Source organism: Arthrobacter pasteuri (genome assembly GCF_054510955.1).
The window spans coordinates 145,109-159,532 of record NZ_JBTNDO010000005.1 but is presented as its reverse complement, the minus strand read 5'-3'; the positions used below and the strand labels follow the sequence as shown (position 1 = coordinate 159,532).

The following is a 14,424-nucleotide window of genomic DNA, read 5'->3' as shown; positions in this document are numbered from 1 at the left end:
GTATCTCCGATGGCCCTGGTGGGCCTGAGGGCCCTGGTGGGGCTGCGGGCCCTGGGGGCCCCGAGGACGAATGCACCAGCCTGGTCAGCGAGGTCATCACCATCACCAGGTAATGACGAGCCCGGAAGCCTTCCAGCGCCGCGCACGCCTGGAAGGCTTCCGGTGCTGGTCAGCCAGCTGTTGCCGGTACCGCGGATCGCCCAACCCATCAATGATCACCGCGTCTGATCGACGGCTCCTCGGAGCATATTGCTACCAAGGAGTCTTTCCCCGTAGAAGTTTTGGCTGTGACCATCAAGCCCTGACCGGTCCCATACCGGGCGGGGCTTTTTGGTGCCGGGTCCCCTGAGCTGGATGTCGAAGACCTGGTGGGAGACCAGACAACCGAGGCATAGGGGTGTCAGCCCAACAAAACAACGGATGAGCCCTCCCGGGCAACAAAAAACCGCCGGACCAGGTCTTTCGTCCTGTGTTCCAGCGGTTCGTTGTGGAGCTAAGGGGATTCGAACCCCTGACCCCCTGCATGCCATGCAGGTGCGCTACCAGCTGCGCCATAGCCCCGTACTTTGTAGCTTCCCGGGGTCTTCACCCCGCCGAAGCAACTTGATCAGTGTAGTAAATTCTGGGAGCTTCGCCAAATCGGCCGCCCGGTGCCCTCAGCCTTCCAGTGGCTCCACCGGCAGCGAGCCCAGACCGACGTTGTGCTCGGTCAGTTGCCAGGAGAAGAGAGCCTCTGCCCTGCCCACCACCTCGTGCACTTCCGACCAGTGGCAGTTCGAGAGGCCGGCGAGGGCACCCCAGCGCTGCGGCGGCAATCCCATGAGGGCCGCCAGGGCCGCCCTGATCGACCCACCGTGGCTGACGACCACGAGGGTCTCCGATGGCTCGATGCGGGCGACGGCGTCGGTCACGGCCGCGAGCATGCGCTCGCCGACCTCGAGCCGGTTCTCGGCACCGCCCGCCCGCACCTCGGGGTCTCCCCCGCGCCAGGCCGCGTTGTCGTCGGCGAACTTCTCGTCGATGTCGGCGAAGGACAGGCCCTGCCACGCACCCGCATCCGTCTCACGGAGCCGTGCGTCGAAGGACACCTCGACGCCGCTGAGGTCACCCAGCGCCGCCGCGGTGTCGGCGGCACGGCGCAGGTCGGAGGAGACGATCATCGACGGCTGCCTCGTGGCCAGCACCTCCGCCGCCCGCCGCGCCTGCTCGCGACCCGTCTCATCGAGGTCGATGTCCTCCTGGCCCTGGAACAGCCCGGAGCGGTTCCACTCCGTGCGGCCGTGGCGCCAGAAGATGATGCGGCGGGCAGCGGGGTCGGCGTGGGGGTACCGCGTCACTCCGCGACGTCGTCGGACGCGGCGGTCCGAGGTGAGGTCTGCAGCGCGCCCTCGAGCTGGAGGTCCACGGACGGGCAGTCCTTCCAGAGTCGATCGAGGGCGTAGAAGACCCGGTCTTCCTCGTGCTGGACGTGGACGATCACTTCGGCGTAGTCGAGGAGGACCCAGCGGCCCTCACTGCGACCTTCGCGCCGCACGGGCTTCAGGCCCTGCTTCGACAGTTCCTCCTCGATGCCGTCGACGATCGCATTGACCTGCCGCTCGCTCGGCGCGGACGCGATCACGAAGATGTCCGTGATGGCGAGGCGGTCACTGACGTCGATGGCAACGATGTCCTGGGCGATCTTGTCCACTGCGGCGTGCGCCGCTGTGCGGGCAATTCCAATGGACTGTTCGGTAGCGCTCACTGATCTCCTTGTGTGGTGCCAGCATTTTCACCCATTGAGGGAGCTGACTGTCATTATTATCCCGGTTGCGAGCGCGGCTGCGCCCACACCGAGCAGCGAATACTGCATATAGCGCAGGCGGCGGAGCCGTCCCAGCCCAGCCGTCATGGCGTCGAGCGGTTCCAGGCCGAACGCATCCCGTGCCCCCAGCGGCGTGCCCTCGCTCTCGGGCGAATCCTGCTGGGCCTGCGGCAGGACGATCGGTATGAGCGAGGTCGACGGCGCCCGCAGCACGGCATACATCGCACCCGGAGGCTTGACGAACTCCGGCGGCGCGACGATCGACAGGTTGTCCGGTGCAGCCGGGTCGTGCGGCGCGGGCTTCCGATGCTGCTTTGACGCGTCCTGTGTCACTTCCTGTGTACGGCGTACGCGGGAGGTGAGGGCAGCAGCCCGCTCGGCCAGCGCCTTCTGCTGCGCCAGCACTGTCGGATCCACCGGAAAGGCACTCGGCGTGCCGTCGGCCTGCCCTCCTGCCTCCCCCACGAGCGCCTTGCGTGCCGCCAGGGCCTCTTCGATGCTCATGTCATCGGCAGCACCACCGTTCGTCGCGGCTATCGCACCCGCGTTCGTCGCGGCTATCGCACCCGCGGCTGGCACTGCTGTAGCGCCCGCGGCTGGCACTGCTGTGGCACCTGCGGGTGGCACCGTAGCCGCTCCGACGGCCGCCAGCTGCGTCGTCAGCTGGCGCCGGCGGTCCCTCCGCCCGCCGGGCAGTGGCTCGCCGAGCGAGCCGGGCGCCGGTGCGGCCGCCCGGCCCTGGGGCTGCTGCAACCGCAACTGGCGGCGGGTAGGGGTCTCCACGCGGACCGCCCCTTCGACCGAACCCGATCCGTCCCGGTCGCCGTGGTCCGAAGGCGCGGGGGTCCGTGCGTTGTCGTCTGCCTTGCCCATTGCTGATTCACCCAGTTGGTTGTTGTACGGAGCTTGGGTTCCCCCCGTGCTCCCCTTCCGTCGACAGGACTTTCCCGTCCTCGACGCGCGAGGACAGGTCGTCCTCCAGCCGCACCCGGTACAGCCGGTGCTTGGCGATGTACTGGACGACCCCGTCCGGTACGAGGTACCAGACGGGCTTGCCCTCGCCGACGCGACGCCGGCAGTCGGTGCTGGAGATGGCCATCGCCGGTACCTCCAGCAGACTGACGTCCCGCCCGCGGCCGTTCAGTTCGTGGCCCGGCCGCGTCACCCCGATGAAGTGCGCCAGGGACCAGAGCTCCTCCGCGTTCTTCCATGTCAGGATCTGCGCCATGGCGTCCGCTCCCGTGATGAAGAACAGCTGGGCGTCGGGCCGCTGCATCTTCAGGTCGCGCAGGGTGTCGATCGTGAACGTGGGGCCCGGGCGCTCGATGTCCACGCGGCTGACCGTGAAGCTCGGGTTCGACGCCGTCGCGATGACGGTCATCAGGTACCGGTGCTCGGCTGCCGTGACGTCCTTGTCCGCCTTCTGCCAGGGCTGGCCCGTCGGGACGAAGACGACCTCGTCGAGATCGAACACCGATGCGACCTCACTCGCGGCCACGAGGTGGCCGTGGTGGATGGGGTCGAAGGTACCGCCCATGACCCCGAGGCGCCAGGGCGACCCGTCACGGTGCCGCAGGCCACCCATCACGTCCCGCTCGATCCTGTCCGCCACCGGGACTGCTAGTGTCGGTTCGCTTCGCCGTGGTCGTGGTTGTTGGCGTGCTGCTTGTGCGGGTCGATGTGCTCTTCGACGGCCTCGTGGCGGTTGCGCACGTTGGAGAACGACAGGGTCACGATCATGAGCAGGAGCAGGGCCCCCATGGCGATGAGCGCGTACGCGATGGCCGGCATGGGCAGCTCGGTGTGTTCCAGGGCTTCGTTCGCCAGGAGCGTGCTGCCGAGGGAGTAGAGCATCGTGGTTCCTCTGTCAGGTCAGGTTCCGCCGGTCCGTCTCGGCCCGGCGCGGGTATTTCTTCCAATGGTACGCGTAAAGGGACGCGCGCTTCCCAGCCTGCCGGCCGGGGTCAGCGGCGGATCTGCCCCTCACCCTGCACGATCCATTTGGTCGTCGTGAGCTCCGCCAACCCCATCGGTCCCCGCGCGTGCATCTTCTGCGTCGAGATCCCGACCTCGGCACCGAGTCCGAGTTCACCGCCGTCGACGAACCGGGTGGAGGCGTTCACCAGGACGGCGGCGGAGTCGACCCCGGCCACGAACTCCTCCGACGACGCCAGGCTGTTCGTGATGATGGCCTCGCTGTGGCCGGTGCTCCACCGGCGGATGTGGCGAAGCGCCTCGTCGACGCTGTCGACGGTCCGCACCGCGAGGTCGAGCTGCATGTACTCACGACCCCAGTCGTCGTCGGTGGCGGGCAGCGCGTCCGCGCCCTCGGGCAGGAGGGCGCGCGACCGGTCGTCGACGTGGAGTGTCACACCGGCCCTCACGAGCGCCTCGAGGACGCCGGGAGCAGCCTGGGAGTCGGCATGGACGAGGAGTGTCTCCACCGTGTTGCAGACGCTCGGCCGCTGGGTCTTCGCGTTGAGGAGGATGTCGATGGCCATGTCCTCGTCGGCGCTCTCGTCGAGGAGGATGTGCACGTTCCCCTCCCCCGTCTCGATCACGGGAACCCGTGCGGTGGTCACGACGGACTGGATGAGGTCACGCCCGCCGCGCGGGATCAGGACGTCGATCCGCCCACGGGCCGCCATGAGTACCTGGGCGCCCTCCCGGCCGAACTCGTCGATGGTGAGGACGGCGTCGTCGGGCAGCCCGTGGGCGTCCAGCGTGTCACGGATGATGCCCACCAGGGCGGCGTTGGTGGCGGCTGCCGCACTGCCGCCCCGGAGGATGACGGCGTTGCCGCTCTTGAGTGCGAGGCCGGCGATGTCGACCGTGACGTTCGGGCGCGCCTCGTAGATCGCCGCGACGACGCCGAGCGGCACACGGACCTGCCGCATCCGGAGTCCGTTGGGGAGGGTCTCGGCACGCACGGCGGTGCCGACGGGATCAGGGAGCGCGGCCAGTTGCGCGAGTGCTTCCGCGAGCCGGTCGACGCGCTCCGAGTCGAGGCTCAGGCGGTCCAGCAGGTAGTCGGAGGTCCCGGCCGCGCGGCCGCGTTCGACGTCGGTCCGGTTGGCGGCGAGGACGACGTCGCGCCGTGCGACCAGTGCGTCGGCGATGGCGAGGAGCAGGCGGTCCTTGCGGGCGCGGTTGGCCCTGCCGAGGACGCGGGACGCTGCACGCGCCCTGTCCGTGATCGCGTGGACGGCCTCCGTGAGCTGCTCCGGGGACAACGGCGGAGCGGCGTCGTCCCGGGCAGCGGTCGTCTCGGTGGTCGTCTCAGCCTTCAGGTCGGTCATCCCAGTATTCTAGCGAGAAGCAGGGCGCCGGGTCTCAGGCGCCGTCCTTTCATGACGCTGCGGCGGCCTGCAGTACCACGAGGTCGTTCACATGCACCACCGAGCGCTCGTACTCGGCCCCGAGTTCCTCCGCGAGGTCATGCGTGGAGCGTCCGAGCATCCGGGGGAGCTCCGCGGAACTGTAGTTGACGAGGCCTCGTGCCACGACGGTTCCGTCACCGCTCACGAGCTGCACCGGATCTCCCGCCTCGAACACGCCCGACAGTCCGACGACTCCCGCCGGCAGCAGGGAACGCCGCCGCTCCCCCACGGCGTGCACGGCGCCGTCGTCGAGCACGAGGGTACCGAGGACCCGGGCGAGGTGCGCCAGCCAGAGCAGGCGGATGGGCTGCCGCTTGCCCGTCGCAGTGAACCAGGTGCCGACATCCTCCCCGCGCAGCGCCGCAGCGGCGTTCGCGGTCGACGTGACGAGGGCCGGGATTCCGGAGGACGCCGCGATGGTGGCGGCCTCGACCTTCGTGACCATGCCGCCCGTGCCGACACCCGCCTTGCCCGCCCGCCCGATGGTGACCCCTTCGAGGTCCGCGGGTGAGGTGACGAGCGGTATCCGGCTCGCACCCGCGCTCGGCGGTCCGTCGTAGAGGGCGTCGACGTCGGACAGGAGCACGAGCGCCTCCGCCTTGACGAGGTGGGCGACGAGGGCGGCGAGCCGGTCGTTGTCGCCGAAGCGGATCTCGTGGCTGGCGACGGTGTCGTTCTCGTTCACGATGGGCACGACGCCGAAGTTCAGGAGCCGTTCCATCGCGCGGTGGGCGTTCGCGTAGTGGGACCGCCGGACGAGGTCCTCCGCGGTGAGCAGGATCTGACTCACGGTGACGCCGTGGGCGGCGAAGGCCTGGGAGTACTGGGCCATGAGCAGGCCCTGTCCCACGCTCGCGGCGGCCTGCTGCGTGGACAGCTGTGCAGGCCGCCGTGCGAGGCCCAGCGGAGCGAGCCCTGCGGCGATCGCCCCCGAGGACACCAGGATCACCTCGGTCCCGGCCATCCGCCGCTCCGCGAGGACATCGGCGAGGCCGACGAGAGCCTCACTCGAGATCCCCCCGGAGACCGACGTCAGCGACGAGGAGCCGACCTTGACGACGATCCTTCCCGCGGCGGCCAGGCCGGCACGGGACGCCAGCGGATGCTGCGACTGTTCCTGGGCCACGCGCGCCTAGTCCTGAGACTCGGCGTCTGCTTCCTGCCGGGCAGGAGCAGTCTGCTTGCGGTTCTGCACGGACTCCGTCCAGATGCCGGCCTTGCGGTCGGCCTCGAGGTCGGCCCGGGCCGCGGCCTTCGCGTCCTTGCGCTCCTGGTACTCCTCGCGCTTCTGCTCGCGCGTGGGCCGGACGTACTCCGCCAGGCGCAGGTCGGAGCCTCGCGGCCCGGCGAGCAGCTCCGCGCCGCCCATCATCGTCGGCTCCCAGTCGAACACGACGCCGTCGCCCTCGCCGATCACGACGGTGTCGCCCGGCTTGGCGCCGACCTTGAAGAGTTCCTCCTCGACGCCGACCTTGGCCAGGCGGTCCGCGAGGTACCCGACGGCCTCGTCGTTCGTGAAGTCGGTCTGCTTGACCCAGCGCTCCGGCTTCTCGCCGAGCACGCGGAAGAGGGGCAGGGCGTCCTTCTCCTCGAGGCGGATCCGGAACGGTGCGGCGTTGACGCCGCGCGGGCGCAGCACCGGCGGAGCGACTTTCGGGGGTGCGCTGGCGACGGCCTTGCGCGCGTTCTCGACAATCTCCGCCATCGCGAAGCCCAGCTGGCGCAGTCCCTCGTGGCTGGAGGCGGACACCTCGAACACCCGGTAGCCGCGCGCTTCGAGTTCGGGACGGACAAACTCCGCCATGTCCCGTCCGTCCGGCACGTCCACCTTGTTGAGGGCGACGAGGCGGGGGCGCTCGTTCAGGGGGACGACGTCGCCGTCGGGCCCGGCGTAGCTCATGTCGACCGAGTACTTCTCGAGCTCACCCTCGATGATGCCGAGGTCCTTCAGCGGATCGCGGTCCGTCTCGAGTGCAGCACAGTCCAGCACGTGCACGAGGGCGGCGCAGCGCTCCACGTGGCGCAGGAAGTGGTGGCCGAGGCCCTTGCCCTCGCTCGCGCCCTCGATGAGGCCCGGAACGTCGGCGATGGTGAAGCGCGTGGCACCCGCCTCGACGACGCCCAGGTTCGGCACGAGGGTGGTGAACGGATAGTCGGCGATCTTCGGGCGGGCAGCCGACATCGCGGCGATGAGGCTGGACTTGCCGGCGGAGGGGAAGCCCACGAGGGCGATGTCCGCGATGGACTTGAGTTCGAGCACGACATCCCGCTCGTCGCCCGGGATGCCGAGCAGGGCGAAGCCCGGGGCCTTGCGCTTCTGGGAGGACAGCGCGGCGTTGCCGAGGCCGCCCTGGCCGCCGGCGGCCGCGACGAACTCGGTTCCCTCGCCGACGAGGTCCGCGAGGACCTCGCCGTCCTTCGTCTTGACGACGGTGCCGTCCGGGACGGGAAGGATCAGGGTCTCCCCGCTCTTGCCGCCGCGCCAGTCACCCATGCCGTTGCCGCCGTTCGTGGCGTGCCGGTGGGGGGCGTGGTGGTAGTCAAGGAGGGTGGTGGTCTGGTGGTCGACGCGGAGGATGACGTCGCCTCCGTCGCCACCGTTGCCGCCGTCGGGCCCGCCGAGGGGCTTGAACTTCTCGCGGTGGACGGAGACGCAGCCATGGCCACCGGTGCCTCCGGATACGTGCAGGACTACGCGGTCAACGAAGCTCGCCACGTTGGTCTCCTTCTACAAATGCTTCACTGTGCCGAGTCTAACCGGCTTAAAAGAAGGTGGGGCGAGCCGTAGAGGCTCACCCCACCCGAATGCTTGTGCATCGTGTGCAGGCAGATTTACTCTGCTGCCGCACCTACGATGTTGACGACCTTGCGTCCGCGACGGGTGCCGAATTCAACGGCTCCTGCCTCGAGTGCGAACAGGGTGTCGTCGCCGCCGCGGCCGACATTGGCGCCCGGGTGGAAGTGGGTGCCGCGCTGGCGGACGATGATCTCGCCGGCCTTGACGACCTGGCCGCCGAAGCGCTTGACGCCGAGGAACTGTGCGTTCGAGTCGCGGCCGTTGCGAGTGGAGCTTGCGCCCTTCTTATGTGCCATGAGTTATGCCTGCCTTCGCTGAAGTGTCTACGTGACCGATCGGTAGCCCGGAAGGACTACGCGATGCCTGTGATTTTGACGCGGGTCAGTTCCGAACGGTGACCCTGGCGCTTCTTGTAGCCGGTCTTGTTCTTGAACTTCTGGATGACAATCTTCGGTCCACGAAGATTCTCGACGATCTCGGCAGTGACGGTGACCTTCGCGAGGTCCTCCGCTGCGGAGGTGATCTTGGCGCCGTCTACCAGAAGGAGGGCGGGAAGCTTGAACGTGCTTCCTGCCTGACCGGTGACGCGGTCAAGGGTAACGAGGTCTCCTACAGAAACCTTTTCTTGGCGGCCGCCTGCGCGGACAATCGCGTACACCACTTGGGAACTCACTTCTCTCGACAATCTTGACTTCTGATGAAAAAACCTGGGTGCGCCTCGGCAGCAAACCTGGAGGTTGCTCTTCGTGCCGGAAATCCCGCACCGTTGCCGCCGGACATGCCGGTTAACAGGCGAGTGCACCGAGGGTCAAGATTACGCCAGGACAGCATCTTCCTGCAAATCAGCGGGCTCGTGCCGCCCAGTGCCGGGGCCGTGGACGCGCGGAGCGTCGAAGAAGTCCCGCTCATACGTGGCGGACCACCTGAACGCCGCGAGCATCGCGTTCCTCTCCGCGGCCGAGGCACGCCGGTGCGCATCGTCCGCGATCTGCTGCGCCCGCGCCGTGGCGGCGGCGAAGCCAGGATCGGCGTAGGTGGCGATCCAGTCCGCATAGGGGTGGGAGCCGGACGGGACACCACTGTCCACCTTCTCCTGCACGTAGTCCCCGACGGCGGCGTAGAGCCAGAAGCACGGCAGCGCGGCGGCCACGAGTTCCGCGTACGAGCCGCGTCCGGCGGCCGCCGCGAGGTGGTCGCAGTACGCCCGCGTGACGGGGCCCGCCGCACCCTCCCCGAAGCGCTCCCCGGCTTCCCTCGCCAGCCAGGTGCGGTGCAGCTCCGCTTCGGTCTGCAGGCAGGACGTCGCCGCCGACAGCCAGAACAGCTGCTCGTCCTCCGAAGGAGCCAAAGCGGCGGCGCGGGCGAGCACGCCGGAGTACTCGCGGAGGTGGAGCGCGTCCTGCTGCAGGTAGTAGGCGAAATCGTGAGCGGGCAGGCTCCCCTCCGTCATGCCGGTGACAAAGGGGAGCGCGAGGATCTCCTCCCGGACCGCCGTGGTGTCCCGCCAGGCCAGGTCGGTGAAGCGCTGGTGCATGCGCGGGTCCACCGCGGAGTGGAAGTGGTGCACGGGTCCGCTGCCTGCTCCCACGTCCAGCAGGTCCGCGGCTTCGAGCGCCCCCTCGAGCCAGAATTTCGCTTCGCGGACGGCTGTGGGCCAGTCGGCGGTGGCGGCGTACCGGCTGGCGATCGCCGAGGACAGCGAGCAGCCCGTGCCGTGCGTGTTCACCGTCGCCACGCGCCGCCCGTCGAGGACCAGCGCGTCCTCGGGACGTCCCGGCGGGGAGATGAGGGCGTCGGGACACCGCTCCCCCGGCAGGTGCCCGCCCTTCACCAGGACACGCGTGCCGAGGTCTCCCGCAAGGACCCGGCCCTGGGCGAGTGCCTCCGACCAGGAGGTCGCCGGGTCGGCTCCGACGAGGACGGCGAGTTCCGCGATGTTGGGGGTGACGAGCGACGTGCGACGGGCGACGTCGATGACGGCGCGTACGGCGTCGTCGTCGAGCAGCCGGGCTCCGCTCGTGGCCACCATGACCGGGTCGAGCACCACGGCGGGCGGACGGACGTCGTCGAGCCATCGGGCGACGCAGTGCGCGATGTCGGCGGAGCCGAGCATCCCGATCTTCACGGCGCTGATGGTCACGTCCTCGGCGACGGCGTCGAGCTGCTGCCGGAGGAACCCGACAGGAGGGGTGTGCACACCGGTGACGCCGCGGGTGTTCTGCGCCGTCAGGGCGGTCACGACGGCCATCGCGTAGCCGCCGTTGGCGCTGATGCTCTTGATGTCCGCCTGGATCCCGGCCCCGCCGCTCGGGTCCGAGCCGGCGATGCTGAGGATATTGGGAATTCCGGACGTGGGTGTGGGAACCGCAGTATGCATGGGTGACATCCCTCCGCTAGGCCTCGGGCGCAAGCGCCCGCTAGATCAGGTTCGACGGGTTTGATCTCAGCCCTGCATCCGGCAGGGCACCCCGTGTCGCGGTCAAGCCTATCGCAGCCGACAGGTCCGGGCAGCGGATCGTTCGCGGGAACGCGGAAGGCCGGAGTCCGCTGGGACTCCGGCCTTCCGCGTTCCGGACGGACCGGTCGCCTGGCTGCTACAGCTCCGAGGCGGGTACCCCTACGCCGAAGATGAGCGGCTCGGACGCCGAAGCCTCCGGCCTCCGTACGGGCGCCTGGGCCCTGGCGACATGCCGTGTGCCGGAGGGCTGCGCGGCGGACTCGGCAGTCTGCGTCTCGATCGTGGTGTCCGCGGCGCCCTGTGCGCTGCGGGCGACGCGACGGCGCGGGCGGGTGCGCCGGGCCGGTGCCTCCGCGACGGGGACTCCGGCGCGGACGGGTGCCTCCGGCGCGCTGTCTGCGCTGCCACCCTCACTGCCTCCGTCAGTGCCGGCCTCACTTCCGGCCTCACTTCCGGCCTCACTTCCGGCCTCACTTCCGGCCTCACTGCCGTTCCGGGGTGCCTGCGATCCGTCGGCTCCCCCGGCTGCAGCATCGTCGCCCGCGGGCCTCCTGTTGAAGGCCTCGCTCAGGCTGTCGAGCGTCAGGCGGGTGACCGGCGCCTCAGGGCTCTCCTGGGCGGCCGGGCGGCGGTTGTCCGCGCGGGGCAACGTCACCGTCTCACCGTTGATCGTCAGGACCGCCTCCGTCACCTGGATGTCGGCGTCCGCGGCCGGGTGCTCCTCCTCGTGATGATGCGTGGCGGCAGCGATGCTCGCGAGGGCTGCCCGAGCGGCCTCCGCCTTCGCTGCGCGGTCAGGGCTATCCATCACAGGAGCCACCGGCTGGACCACGTTCTCGTCCTGCTGCTGGCCGCGGCCCCGGTTCCGCTTGCGCTCGCTCCGGGACACCCTGTCCTGGCGGACCGGCTGCTGGGTATCCGGCACGGCGGTGTGGCTGCGGTGCTCCACGGGCTCCATGTGGGTGACGACGCCGCGGCCCGCACAGTGCTCGCAGTCCTCTCCGAAGACCTCGAGCAGGCCCGTGCCCATGCGCTTGCGGGTCATCTGGACGAGCCCCAGCGAGGTCACCTCGGCGACCTGGTGCTTGGTCCTGTCACGGCCGAGGCATTCCACGAGACGGCGCAGCACGAGGTCGCGGTTCGCCTCGAGCACCATGTCGATGAAGTCGATCACGATGATCCCGCCGATGTCGCGGAGCCGCAGCTGGCGCACGACCTCCTCGGCCGCCTCGAGGTTGTTCTTCGTGACGGTCTCCTCGAGGTTGCCGCCGCTGCCGGTGAACTTGCCCGTGTTGACGTCGACCACGGTCATGGCCTCGGTCCTGTCGATCACGAGCGAGCCGCCCGACGGCAGGAACACCTTGCGCTCCAGGGCCTTCGAGATCTGCTCGTCGATGCGCGAGGCGGCGAAGATGTCCTCGTCGCCCGTCCACTTCTCGAGCCTGCCGACGAGGTCCGGTGCCACGTACATGACGTAGGCCTCGATGGTGTCCCAGGCCTCCTCGCCCGATACGACGAGCTTCGAGAAGTCCTCGTTGAACACGTCACGCACCACCTTGATGGTGAGATCGGGCTCGCCGTACAGCAGCTCCGGTGCAAGCGTCTTCGTGGAGCCGGCCTTGCGCTCGATCTCCTCCCACTGGGCTCGCAGGCGGTTGATGTCGTGCGTCAGCTCTTCCTCGCTGGCGCCTTCGGCCGCGGTCCGGACGATCACGCCGGCGTTCTCCGGGAGCCGGTCCTTGAGGATGCGCTTGAGGCGGTTGCGCTCGACGTCGGGCAGTTTGCGTGAGATGCCGGTCATGGAGCCGCCCGGGACGTACACGAGGTAGCGGCCGGGCAGGGAGATCTGGCTGGTGAGCCGTGCACCCTTGTGGCCCACGGGATCCTTGGTGACCTGGACCAGGACGGGATCGCCGGACTTCAGTGCGAGTTCGATGCGGCGCGGCTGGCCGTCCAGGCCGGCGGCGTCCCAGTTGACCTCGCCCGCGTAGAGGACGGCGTTGCGGCCGCGTCCGATGTCGACGAAGGCGGCTTCCATGCTCGGCAGCACGTTCTGGACCTTGCCGATGTACACGTTGCCGATCAGCGAGTCCTGCTGCGTCCTGGAGACGAAGTGCTCGGCCAGGATGCCGTCCTCGAGCACGCCGATCTGGATCCTGTCGTCGCGCTGTCGCACGATCATCTGGCGGTCCACGGATTCGCGGCGTGCGAGGAACTCGGCCTCGGTGATGACCTGGCGGCGACGGCCCGTGTCGCGGGATTCACGACGGCGCTGCTTCTTGGCCTCGAGTCGCGTGGACCCGCGGACGCTGGTCACGCGGTCGGAGACGGGCTCGCTGGCCTGCCGGGGAGCCCGGACGCGCGTGACGGTGTTGGGCGGATCGTCGTCCTCGCCGCCGGTCAGCTCGAGGTCCTGGTCGCCACGGCGACGACGACGGCGACGGCGCGAGGTGACGCCTGGGCCCTCCTCCGGCCCGGTGGAGCGGTCCTCGGAGTCCTCCGACCCGGCGTCGTCCGTGCCGGCCTCGGCCGGGGCGGCGTCGCTCCGGGTACGGTTCCGGCTGCGGCGGCTGCGGCGGCCGCGGCGGCCGGACTCCTCGGATTCCTCCTCCTCGCTGTCCTCCTCGCTCGGCGGGGTGACCTTGACGGACGGAACGGTGACGGTGCTGAGGTCCGGGGCGTGGAACAGGAGGGACAGCGGTGATTCGGGGATGGCGAAGGGGTCGAAGCGGTTCTCAGCCGGCTCGTCCTCCTGCGCCGAGTCCTCCTGCGCCGAGTCCTCGGGGGCGGCGCCGGGCGATTCCTGGGGCTCCCTGGCGGCAGCCGACGTGGAACCCGCGGCGGGGATCGTCGCTGCTCCGGCGTCCGCTGCTTCCGCGTCGTCCGCCTGCACGGGTTCGTCGACCTGCACGGGCTCGGAGGCCCGGCGGCTGCGGGTCCTGGTCGTACGGCGTGCGCGGGCCGGCTTCTCCTCGGTCGACGTGTCGGCCTCGGTGCCGGCCGCTGTGCCGGCCGCACTGCCGTCCGCTGGTACTGCGAGGGATTCGACGGGGGCCGTCCCGGACACCGCCTCGTCAGCAACGGGGGCGGGAACGGGGACAGGCGCATCGGTGGCGGTGATGTCCGCGGGGGCGGGCTGCTCCACCGGGCGGGCGGGGCCCGCTTCGGCCGTCGCGGCACGACGGCGGGTACGGGGCGCGCGGGCGAATGCGGCCGGCCCGGCGTCGGACACGGCCGGCGCACCGGCTGTGCCGTCCGTCGGCAGGTCGTCGGAACCGGAGGAGGTGGGAGCCTCGGTGACGGTCTCGTCGGTGATGACGACCGGCTTACGGACCCGGGTGGCTCTCTTGCGGACGGGCTCGGCGGCCGCTGCCGCCTCGGGGGACGGCTCCGGCGCCTTGGGTGGCGCTCCGGCCGGTGCGCTGGCGGTACGGCGCTTCCTCGGCGCCTTCACCGGTGCGGCCTGCTCCTGGGCGTCCTGCCCGGCAGCTGCTGCTTCCGGTACGTTCTGTTCGTTCCCCAGCTGTTCTGACTGATCCATAGGTGCCTGCTCCAAGCCCCTGCGGCACCGGCCACATTCCAGCGCCCTCCAGGGCGGTATGTCGGACCGCCGCGGGCCCTTCGCCCGGCGGCTGACCGGAAGTCGTTGTCATGTCGTCCGGGGTCACACCGTCATTGGGGTGCGGAATCACTCGGAGACCAGTGGCGCTTTTCCAACTCAACCGCCCTTGTCGACGGTGGGTCCCGCCAGCGGATTCCGCCTACTTCCGCCGACGGGGCGGACTCGGTAGGACGGAAGCATCGCTCTCGGAACGGAAGCCTGTCACTGGACCGGCGTGGGAATGTGGTTCCCCCGCCAGCCTTCGCCATTGTCTCACACCACCCTTCGAAAGGGGCTCCCGACCCGCGCCGAACCCGCCCGGTGAAGCCCCCTGGGCCGCCTAGACCCGGGCGCCTCCGCCGGGGACGGAGGCTCTGGATCAGG

Annotated in this window: 12 protein-coding genes and 1 tRNA gene; all 13 read right to left on the bottom strand. The window is 69.8% G+C overall.

Features of this window, described 5'->3' with window-relative positions:
- Positions 1-488: 488 nt before the first annotated feature.
- The 13 genes from ACX80H_RS16090 to ACX80H_RS16030 all read right to left on the bottom strand — a co-directional run bounded on the left by ACX80H_RS16090 (position 489) and on the right by ACX80H_RS16030 (position 13,980).
- Positions 489-561: transfer RNA gene (locus ACX80H_RS16090), tRNA-Ala, on the bottom strand.
- 95 nt (positions 562-656) lie between these two features.
- A complete protein-coding gene (locus tag ACX80H_RS16085) occupies positions 657-1,337 on the bottom strand; it encodes a histidine phosphatase family protein (RefSeq protein WP_459314407.1) in 681 nt (226 codons plus the stop codon).
- Positions 1,334-1,744, bottom strand: a complete 411-nt coding sequence (gene rsfS, locus ACX80H_RS16080; RefSeq protein WP_087073567.1) for a ribosome silencing factor — start codon at positions 1,742-1,744, stop codon at positions 1,334-1,336. The genes ACX80H_RS16085 and rsfS overlap by 4 nt, the downstream gene beginning before the upstream one ends.
- Positions 1,745-1,771: 27 nt before the next feature.
- Positions 1,772-2,677, bottom strand: a complete 906-nt coding sequence (locus ACX80H_RS16075) for a hypothetical protein (protein WP_459314406.1) — start codon at positions 2,675-2,677, stop codon at positions 1,772-1,774.
- Between the two features lie 7 nt (positions 2,678-2,684).
- A complete protein-coding gene (gene nadD / locus ACX80H_RS16070; RefSeq protein WP_459314417.1) occupies positions 2,685-3,341 on the bottom strand; it encodes a nicotinate-nucleotide adenylyltransferase in 657 nt (218 codons plus the stop codon).
- An 83-nt stretch (positions 3,342-3,424) separates the two neighbouring features.
- Positions 3,425-3,658 carry a hypothetical protein gene (locus tag ACX80H_RS16065; protein ID WP_459314404.1) on the bottom strand — a complete coding sequence of 78 codons (234 nt, stop codon included), beginning with the start codon at positions 3,656-3,658 and terminating at the stop codon, positions 3,425-3,427.
- Between the two features lie 110 nt (positions 3,659-3,768).
- Complete coding sequence (locus tag ACX80H_RS16060) at positions 3,769-5,103, bottom strand: glutamate-5-semialdehyde dehydrogenase (protein WP_459314403.1); 1,335 nt, start codon at positions 5,101-5,103, stop codon at positions 3,769-3,771.
- Positions 5,104-5,152: 49 nt separating this feature from the next.
- Entirely contained in the window at positions 5,153-6,310 is a 1,158-nt protein-coding gene (gene proB / locus ACX80H_RS16055) for a glutamate 5-kinase (RefSeq protein ID WP_459314402.1), read from the bottom strand.
- Between the two features lie 6 nt (positions 6,311-6,316).
- Positions 6,317-7,900 carry a GTPase ObgE gene (gene obgE / locus ACX80H_RS16050; protein WP_459314401.1) on the bottom strand — a complete coding sequence of 528 codons (1,584 nt, stop codon included), beginning with the start codon at positions 7,898-7,900 and terminating at the stop codon, positions 6,317-6,319.
- Positions 7,901-8,016: 116 nt separating this feature from the next.
- On the bottom strand, positions 8,017-8,277 hold the full coding sequence (rpmA, locus tag ACX80H_RS16045) for a 50S ribosomal protein L27 (RefSeq protein ID WP_087073579.1): 261 nt from the start codon (positions 8,275-8,277) through the stop codon (positions 8,017-8,019).
- Between the two features lie 56 nt (positions 8,278-8,333).
- Positions 8,334-8,642, bottom strand: a complete 309-nt coding sequence (rplU, locus tag ACX80H_RS16040) for a 50S ribosomal protein L21 (protein ID WP_087073581.1) — start codon at positions 8,640-8,642, stop codon at positions 8,334-8,336.
- A 153-nt stretch (positions 8,643-8,795) separates the two neighbouring features.
- A complete protein-coding gene (gene thiD, locus ACX80H_RS16035) occupies positions 8,796-10,358 on the bottom strand; it encodes a bifunctional hydroxymethylpyrimidine kinase/phosphomethylpyrimidine kinase (RefSeq protein WP_459314400.1) in 1,563 nt (520 codons plus the stop codon).
- A gap of 217 nt (positions 10,359-10,575) precedes the next feature.
- Positions 10,576-13,980, bottom strand: a complete 3,405-nt coding sequence (locus tag ACX80H_RS16030; protein WP_459314399.1) for an Rne/Rng family ribonuclease — start codon at positions 13,978-13,980, stop codon at positions 10,576-10,578.
- Positions 13,981-14,424 lie beyond the last annotated feature (444 nt).

Bases quoted from the DNA above. Each gene is read 5' to 3' on its own strand.
- nadD (WP_459314417.1), bottom strand. From the start codon at position 3,341: ATGGGCGGTACCTTCGACCCCATCCACCACGGCCACCTCGTGGCCGCG.
- ACX80H_RS16060 (WP_459314403.1), bottom strand. From the start codon at position 5,103: ATGACCGACCTGAAGGCTGAGACGACCACCGAGACGACCGCTGCCCGG.
- thiD (WP_459314400.1), bottom strand. From the start codon at position 10,358: ATGCATACTGCGGTTCCCACACCCACGTCCGGAATTCCCAATATCCTC.
- ACX80H_RS16065 (WP_459314404.1), bottom strand. From the start codon at position 3,658: ATGCTCTACTCCCTCGGCAGCACGCTCCTGGCGAACGAAGCCCTGGAA.
- ACX80H_RS16030 (WP_459314399.1), bottom strand. From the start codon at position 13,980: ATGGATCAGTCAGAACAGCTGGGGAACGAACAGAACGTACCGGAAGCA.
- ACX80H_RS16075 (WP_459314406.1), bottom strand. From the start codon at position 2,677: ATGGGCAAGGCAGACGACAACGCACGGACCCCCGCGCCTTCGGACCAC.
- rpmA (WP_087073579.1), bottom strand. From the start codon at position 8,277: ATGGCACATAAGAAGGGCGCAAGCTCCACTCGCAACGGCCGCGACTCG.